The sequence below is a fragment of the Stenotrophomonas sp. 278 genome (genome assembly GCF_003935715.1).
GTDB lineage: Bacteria > Pseudomonadota > Gammaproteobacteria > Xanthomonadales > Xanthomonadaceae > Stenotrophomonas > Stenotrophomonas maltophilia_AH.
In genome coordinates, this window is the sequence record NZ_RHPP01000271.1 from 1 (window position 1) to 2042 (window position 2042).

Annotated in this window: 1 protein-coding gene and 1 pseudogene; both read right to left on the minus strand. The window is 67.6% G+C overall.

All coding sequences use genetic code 11. The features are described from left to right. Nucleotides 1-179 precede the first annotated feature (179 nt). A complete protein-coding gene (locus tag EGJ34_RS21530) occupies nucleotides 180-1526 on the minus strand; it encodes a CpaF family protein (protein WP_125362427.1) in 1347 nt (448 codons plus the stop codon). Further along, nucleotides 1511-2042: pseudogene (locus EGJ34_RS21535) on the minus strand (fimbrial protein); the annotation flags it as partial. The pseudogene EGJ34_RS21535 and the gene EGJ34_RS21530, both read right to left, overlap by 16 nt.

The window sequence follows — 2042 nt, forward strand, 5'->3', positions numbered from 1 at the left end:
GGGCGTACGTGGCGTCATGCCGGCCAGCTGGGTCACCGGCGGGGCTGCCGCCAGGCGTTGTTCGGCGTGCTGCAGCGAGGCGCGCTGGCGCTCGCGGCGGGCCGCGCCCCACCACAGCTCGATGGCCACGGCCACCAGCACCAGCACCACACTGCACAGCAGCAGAACCCCGGTCATGCTCAGTAGCCTCCCTCGAGTGCTTCGCGCAACAGCCGACGGAACGGCTCCAGCTTGTGCGAATGGGGTTGGAAGCCCAGTCCGATCCAGCGGTCGCGCTCCTTGCCGTCGGCGTCGATCATCACTTCGTGCCGGAACATCTCCTGGGTGCTGATCAGGTTGTCGCTGACCCCGGTGATTTCCGTGATCGACACCAGCACGCGGCGACCGCTGCCCAGACGCGATATCTGCACGATGAAGTCGATGGCGCTGGCAATCTGCCGGCGCAGGCTGTCCTCGCTGCCCTGGAAGCCGGCAAACCCGGCCAGCATCTCGATCCGGTACAGGCAGTCGCGCGGCGAGTTGGCGTGGATGGTCGCCATGGAACCGTCGTGGCCGGTGTTCATCGCCTGCAGCATTTCCAGAACCTCCGCGCCGCGCACTTCGCCGACCACGATCCGGTCCGGACGCATGCGCAGGCTGTTGCGGACCAGGTCGCGGATGCTGACCGCGCCGTGTCCGTCAGCGCCCCCGAGGCGGCTTTCCAGCCGCACCACATGCGGGTGGTTGAGCGAGAGTTCGGCGGTGTCCTCCACCGTGATCACCCGTTCTTCGGCCGGAACGTAGCTGGCCAGGGCATTGAGCAGCGAAGTCTTGCCCGAGCTGGTACCCCCGGACACCAGGATGTTGCAGCGGCCCAGCACCATCGCATGCAGCAGTGCCTGCATGGCGGTGTCGAAGGTACCCATCCGCTGCAGCTCGTCCGGGGTGAACGGATCCTTGCGGAACTTGCGTATCGACACCATCGGGCCGTCGACCGCCAAGGGCGAGATGATCGCGTTCAGGCGTCCACCGTTGGGCAGGCGCGCGTCCACCATCGGGTTGGACTCGTCCAGACGCCGGCCCAGTGGAGCCAGAATGCGGCGCAGGATGCGCAGCAGGTGGCTGTCGTCGCTGAAGCGCTGCGGCGCGCGCACCAGCCGGCCGCCCTGCGAGACATGGATGTCCTTGTAGCCGTTGATCAGGATGTCTTCGATGGCCGGGTCATGCAGCAGGTCGTCGAGTGGCCCGAACCCGGTCAGCTCCTTCACCAGGGCGGTGGCGACCACCTCCATTTCCGCTTCGTTGACCGGAATGCGCCACTGCTGCACGAACTGCGCGGTCTGGGTGTGTACGTAGCGCGCTACCGTGTCGGGTGCCCACGCATCAATGTCGATGCGCTCGTCCTCGATCGCATTGAGCAGGTGTTCGTGCGCGGCCACCAGCACCTTCTGGTACTCGTCGGACTGGTCGAACGGCACCGCTGCGGCATCCGCCACGCCGGGGGCGTCACCGCGCTCGCTGGCAAACGGCGTCACTTTGTCTTCCATTGCAGGCCCCCCAGGGCAAGTGCCAGTTTTTCGCGCCAGCTGCGTGGCAGGGCGAGTGCAGCGGCCTGATCCAGGTGCAGCAGCAGCGGCGTGAGTGCGCGCAGATACGGGTCGCGCGGTGCATCCTGCAGCAGCAGATGGCCATGGTTGGCGCTGCTGCGCAGGCGGTGGCAGTCCGGCAGGGTGGCCAGCAGCGGCAGGCTGAAGCGCTCGGAAATCTGCGCCGGGGCCAGGCCGCCGTCCTCCTCATGGCGGTTGATCACCAGCTGCAGACGGGTGTCGCGCAGGCCCATCGCTTCCAGCTGCTTCAGCACCTGGTCGAGCGAGACCAGGGTGCCGATCGCCTGGTCGGCGACCAGCCAGATCTCGTCGGCGCTGTTGAACAGCGAACGCGGAATCTGCCGCACCGGCACGCCCCCCAGGTCGCACAGCACGGTTTCAAATACCCCACGCAGGCGCTGCACCAATACCGCCGGGTCGGGCAGCAGGCCGCCGTCGCTGCCGGCCGGCTGGCCG

Bases quoted from the DNA above. Each gene is read 5' to 3' on its own strand.
- EGJ34_RS21530 (WP_125362427.1), bottom strand. From the start codon at position 1,526: ATGGAAGACAAAGTGACGCCGTTTGCCAGCGAGCGCGGTGACGCCCCC.